Below are 6,124 nucleotides of genomic sequence, written 5' to 3' on the forward strand. Positions count from 1 at the left end.
GGGAGTTTGCATGCATACGGTAATAGAGAAAACAAGAATGAAATGATAATACAAAGTCCCGCTTCAATGGAGCGGGACTTTTTTTATAGTTACACAAAAGATGAAGAAGATAGCCATACAAGGAGTTCCGGGCTCGTATCACGATATCGCGGCCCATAAGTTTTTCAAAGATGAAGAAATCGAACTGATTTGCTGCAACACATTTGAAGATGTGTTTGAAACCTTACGGAAAGACAGTAGCATCATCGGAATGATTGCCATCGAGAATACGATTGCTGGAAGCCTCCTTCACAATTACGAATTGCTCAGAGACAGTGGAGCAACGATTATCGGAGAACACAAACTGCGTATCAGCCACAGCATCATGTGTCTGCCTGGTGAGGACTGGAGCACACTGACAGAAGTAAACTCTCATCCAGTAGCACTGGCACAATGCAGGGATTTCCTTCAACATCATCCCCAACTGAAAGTAGTAGAAACGGAAGATACTGCAGGTAGTGCACGCGACATCAAGGAAAAGGGATTGAAAGGACATGCCGCCATCTGCTCCAAATATGCGGCTGAACTTTACGGCATGAAAATCCTACAAGAGGGCATTGAAACCAACAAGCATAATTTTACCCGTTTCCTGGTTGTATGCGACCCCTGGATGGCCGACGAACTGAAAGACCGTTCAAAAATCAACAAGGCCAACATCGTGTTCTCACTTCCACACAACGAGGGAAGTCTTTCGCAAGTATTGTCCATCTTTTCATTCTATCACATCAACCTGACCAAGATACAGTCATTGCCCATCATCGGGCGGGAATGGGAATACCTGTTCTACGTAGATGTAATGTTCAACGACTATTTGAGATACAAACAATCTATTGACGCAGTAATACCATTAACCAAAGCACTTAAAATTTTAGGAGAATATGCAGAAGGAGAATCAACCATATAAGATAGAGCCAGCCAGCCGACTGAGCAGTGTCAGCGAATACTACTTCAGCCGGAAGCTGAAAGAAGTGGCACAAATGAATGCCGAAGGTAAGAATGTCATCAGCCTAGGAATCGGAAGTCCTGACATGCCACCTTCAGAAGAAACCATCAACGTGCTGTGTGAAAACGCCCGCAAACCTGACGCACACGGCTACCAGCCTACAGTAGGCATACCGGAACTGCGCAAGGCCATGGCCGACTGGTACAAAAGATGGTATAATGTGGATTTGGACCCAGCAACCGAAATCCAGCCGCTTATCGGCTCCAAAGAAGGTATCCTTCACGTCACACTGGCATTGGTAAACCCCGGCGACCAAGTATTGGTTCCTAATCCGGGATACCCTACTTACACCTCGCTAAACAAGATTTTGGGAAGTGAAATCGTGAACTACAACCTGCGGGAAGACAATCACTGGCAACCGGACTTCGAGGAGCTGGAAAAGATGGATTTAAGTCGGGTAAAAATCATGTGGACCAACTATCCCAATATGCCGACCGGTACCAATGCCACCATGGAACTCTACGAGAAACTGGTAGATTTTGCACGCCGTCACCAGATTGTCATCGTAAATGACAACCCGTACAGCTTCATTTTGAACCGTAAGCCCATCAGTATCCTGAACGTGCCGGGAGCTAAAGAATGCTGCATCGAATTCAACTCCATGAGCAAGAGTCACAACATGCCGGGATGGCGTGTGGGTATGCTGGCTACCAATGCCACTTTCGTACAGTGGATTCTGAAAATCAAGAGCAACATCGACTCCGGTACCTTCCGTCCGTTGCAGCTGGCAGCCGCACAAGCTTACCGAAACAGCGCAGAATGGCATGAAGAAGCCAATATCCAGACCTACGCACGCCGCCGGAAACTCGCTGAAGAAATCATGCGTACCTTGGGATGTACATTCGACACTGAACAAGTAGGTATGTTCTTGTGGGGACGTATCCCAGACCACTATGCCGACGTGGAAGAGTTGACCGAAAAAGTATTGCACGAAGCCCGCGTGTTCATCACTCCGGGATTCATTTTCGGGAGCAACGGGAAACGGTATATCCGCATTTCTCTCTGTGCCAAAGAGCCTCAACTGGAAGAAGCTTTGAAGCGAATTCAGTCCATCATGAACAAATAAACATTACAAAAATCAAATACTACCATGGATCAATTAGATTTACTCCCTATTGAACTGGAAGGTGTTCCTCAGGAACGCCCCCTGATTATTGCAGGTCCCTGCAGTGCTGAGACAGAAGAACAAGTGATGACTACTGCCAAATCACTGGCTGACAAAGGTGTCAAGATATTCCGTGCGGGAATCTGGAAACCTCGTACCAAACCGGGAGGTTTTGAAGGTATCGGCGTAGAAGGACTTTCCTGGCTGAAAGAAGTAAAGAAAGAAACCGGCATGTACGTAGCCACGGAAGTTGCTACCGCCAAGCATGTGTACGAATGCCTGAAAGCTGATGTAGACATCGTATGGATTGGTGCCCGTACCACTGCTAACCCGTTTGCCGTACAGGAAATTGCCGATGCCCTGAAAGGAGTGGATATTCCTGTCTATGTCAAAAACCCGGTAAACCCAGATTTGGAATTGTGGATTGGTGCACTGGAACGCATCAACAATGCCGGACTGAAGCGTATCGGTGCCATTCATCGCGGATTCTCTTCATACGACAAAAAAATATACCGTAACCTTCCGCAGTGGCATATTCCTATCGAACTGCGCCGCCGTATCCCTAACCTGCCCATTATTTGCGACCCGAGCCATATCGGCGGAAAACGTGAACTGATTGCTCCGCTGTGCCAACAGGCCATGGACTTAGGTTTCGACGGACTCATCATCGAATCACACTGCAATCCGGAATGTGCATGGAGCGATGCCGCACAACAGGTTACTCCCGATATTCTGGATTACATCCTGAACCTGCTCGTTATCCGTTCCGAACACCAGACTACGGAAAACCTGAACGAGCTTCGCCGACAGATTGACGAATGTGACAACGACCTGATGGACATACTCGCCAAACGTATGCGTGTGTGCCGTGAAATCGGTACCTTCAAAAAGGAACACAACATGACCATCCTACAGACTGGACGCTACAATGAAATCCTGGACAAGCGTGGTGCACAAGGTTCACTTTGCGGCATGGATTCTGATTTCGTCAAACAAGTATTCGAGCTGATTCACGAAGAAAGTGTGCGCCAGCAAATGGAAATCATCAACAAATAACAGAAACAAAGCATGAAAATATTGATTTTAGGAGCCGGAAAAATGGGCTCCTTCTTTACCGATGTATTGAGTTTTGAACATGAAGTTGCCGTATACGATGTGAATCCCCAACGCCTGCGCTTTATGTACAACTGCTACCGTTTCACCAAGCTGGAAGAAATCAGCGAATTCAAACCGGAGCTGGTCATCAATGCTGCCACGGTAAAATACACACTTGATGCTTTCCATCAGGTCCTTCCAGTTCTGCCCAAGGACTGTATCATCAGTGACATTGCTTCCGTAAAAACCGGATTAAAGGAGTTTTATGAAAACTGCGGTTTCCGCTACGTGTCTACCCACCCGATGTTCGGTCCCACGTTTGCCAACCTCGACAAGCTGAGCACGGAAAATGCCATCATCATCAAAGAAGGTGACCACCTGGGCAAGATTTTCTTCAAAGACCTTTACCAGCATCTGAAGCTAAACATCTTTGAATACACCTTTGAGGGACATGACGAAACCGTCGCCTACTCTTTGTCCATCCCGTTTGTCTCGACCTTCGTGTTTGCAGCCGTCATGAAACACCAGGATGCGCCGGGTACTACCTTCAAGCGCCACATGGCCATTGCGCAAGGCGTGCTGAGCGAAGATGATTTTCTGCTACAGGAAATTTTGTTTAATCCACGTACTCCAGCTCAGGTAGAGGGTATCCGTACGGAATTAAATGAGCTGTTAGATATTATCAGCCGGAAAGATGCGGAAGGCATGCATGCCTATCTTGGCAAGATTCGAAAAAATATCAAATAACTTATAGGTAAATCCATAAAAAAGGGCAGGAAGAAAACCACAAACCTTTCTTCCTGCCCTTTCTATTTTCTATCAGACTGATATTTACAGCTTAATCTTCTTTGATACCGATTTCGATTCATTGTGCAGACGGTCGAGTGCAGTCACTACGTAACGATACTTCGTCTTTCCGTCTTCATACGGCAACTTATAGAATTCATCGTGTGTAATCGCTACAATGTGTGAAGGATCGTTCAGGTTCACCTTCTCCTTGCTTCCGAAGCGGTACACCACATAATGATAAGCCTTATCCATCTCGGTCTTTGCTTTTGGCGCCGTCCAGAACAAGATGTATCCGTCTGCGGTCCATACCGGTTTCAGCTTACGCACTTTGCCCGGAGCCTTGTCGTCCATAAACGGAGAAGCCGGAAGCAATGCCGGATACTTGTGATATTCTTTCACCAGCATATCCCGGTAATTTCCCTTGTTCTCTACCACTGCCGCTGCATACCACTGACAGCTTCCCTGTACGGTAGGCAACGAGCGCTGCAAATTATACTTTGCCGGAATCTGGCTCTGGTTCGGATTCATCAAATCTGCTTTCGATACAGTGCGTATCACATCCTGACCGATGTACAGCGGACGAGCTGCCGAATGGCGTGCCCACCAACGGATCAGTGTATCATAATCGGCTGCCGGATGTCCGATTTCCCAATAAATCTGCGGGATATTGTAATCTACCCAGCCATTGTTTACCCACAAAAGCACGTCGGCATACAAATCATCGTAGTTCTGCAATCCGTTTGTCTCACTTCCGTTCGGGTCATTCTTCTTATTACGATAAATACCGAACGGTGATACACCAAACTTCACCCACGGTTTGCATTCGCGTACGGTTTCATGAATTTCCTTAATCAACACGTTCACATTATCCCGACGCCAGTCTGCCCGACGCGTAAATCCGCGACCATATGCTGCAAAGCTGACATTATCCGGAAACTCTTCTCCCGGGTTCGGATAAGGATAGAAATAGTCGTCCATGTGAATGGCATCCACATCATAGCGGGTCACAATGTCGCGTACAATCTTGCAGATATATTTTCTGGATTCCGGCAGTCCCGGATCAAAATACAACTGGCCGGCATACTGCACAAACAGTTCCGGATTCTTGCTGTAGGGATGCATGGGCGACAAAGCACCTGTTCCTTTCGTCTTGGCACGATACGGATTAATCCACGCATGAAGCTCCATGTTTCGCTTGTGACATTCCTCAATCATAAACTGCAAAGGATCCCACATGGGCGAAGGAGCTTTTCCCTGCACACCCGTCAAAAAACGGCTCCATGGCTCATACGGGGAATTATAAAGTGCATCCGCCTCTGCCCTCACCTGAAAAATGATGGCATTGATACCAGCTTCCTGTAAGTTGTCCAACTGGCTCACCAGCACCTTCTTCATTTTCTCCGTAGGCATCCCCTGAAACTGTCCGTTTACACACTGTATCCAGGCTCCGCGAAACTCCCGCTTGGGATAACGTGTCTGAGCATACAAATTGCTCGTCCACAGACTTCCCAAAAGGACAAGCAACATCAATAGTTTAGTCTTCATATCCGTAAATTTTATCATATCCTTTTCACTTTCCGGACAAATGTCCGATTAAGCCGCAAAGATAATGAAAGGTGAGTGCAATACCAAGCCAAAAGCCTGCTTTTGAGCGCAAGTATTACCGAACCACATCCTTCTTCGAAAAAATTAAAGATAGTGAAAAGCAAATGGAGAGACAGATAGAAAACACTGGTTTTCAGATGAAGTCCTTCCAAGCCGGATCCGGTCTTATCCTCATCATGTGACACATCTACAATATCTGTCAAATCACGTTGCTTTATAACCTTCAATCAATCCAGACCTATAGTCCTACAAACAAGCAAAAACAAACGACCCCTATTACACAATCCATATTACTGAACCTTCTTTCCTTTAAAATATGTATTAAATGCATCTTCCGCGTAATATCCATCGGTTACCTTAAAAGAGGAAGATAATGCACCTTCAACTTTCCGCCCTCTCCAGTATACATGAAAAGCATCTTTGGCATATCCATGTCCCAAACAGACAAATGAAGAACTCACGGCTCCCTCTATCTCCTTTCCCCTCCA

Annotated in this window: 6 protein-coding genes; 4 read left to right on the plus strand and 2 right to left on the minus strand. The window is 46.5% G+C overall.

Annotation, left to right across the window (positions count from 1 at the left end; genetic code table 11):
* Positions 1 to 100: 100 nt before the first annotated feature.
* The 4 genes from ACMJ0U_RS09715 to ACMJ0U_RS09730 are packed head-to-tail and all read left to right on the plus strand — an operon-like array spanning position 101 to position 3,989.
* On the plus strand, positions 101 to 943 hold the full coding sequence (locus ACMJ0U_RS09715) for a prephenate dehydratase (RefSeq protein ID WP_417129763.1): 843 nt from the start codon (positions 101 to 103) through the stop codon (positions 941 to 943).
* Complete coding sequence (locus ACMJ0U_RS09720; protein WP_417129764.1) at positions 918 to 2,108, plus strand: pyridoxal phosphate-dependent aminotransferase; 1,191 nt, start codon at positions 918 to 920, stop codon at positions 2,106 to 2,108. Before ACMJ0U_RS09715 ends, ACMJ0U_RS09720 begins: the two co-directional genes overlap by 26 nt.
* Positions 2,109 to 2,132: 24 nt before the next feature.
* The gene (locus tag ACMJ0U_RS09725; RefSeq protein ID WP_417129765.1) at positions 2,133 to 3,203 is read left to right on the plus strand and encodes a chorismate mutase; all 1,071 of its coding nucleotides are present in this window, start codon (positions 2,133 to 2,135) and stop codon (positions 3,201 to 3,203) included.
* A 12-nt stretch (positions 3,204 to 3,215) separates the two neighbouring features.
* Positions 3,216 to 3,989, plus strand: a complete 774-nt coding sequence (locus ACMJ0U_RS09730) for a prephenate dehydrogenase/arogenate dehydrogenase family protein (protein ID WP_417129766.1) — start codon at positions 3,216 to 3,218, stop codon at positions 3,987 to 3,989.
* Between the two features lie 84 nt (positions 3,990 to 4,073).
* Here ACMJ0U_RS09730 and ACMJ0U_RS09735 read toward each other — a convergent pair whose 3' ends face one another.
* On the minus strand, positions 4,074 to 5,576 hold the full coding sequence (locus ACMJ0U_RS09735) for a glycoside hydrolase family 10 protein (protein WP_417129767.1): 1,503 nt from the start codon (positions 5,574 to 5,576) through the stop codon (positions 4,074 to 4,076).
* A 350-nt stretch (positions 5,577 to 5,926) separates the two neighbouring features.
* Positions 5,927 to 6,124: DKNYY domain-containing protein (locus ACMJ0U_RS09740; protein WP_417129768.1), on the minus strand; the 198-nt coding region annotated here is incomplete at its 5' end.

This window comes from Phocaeicola sp., from assembly GCF_048170425.1.
Lineage (GTDB): Bacteria > Bacteroidota > Bacteroidia > Bacteroidales > Bacteroidaceae > Phocaeicola.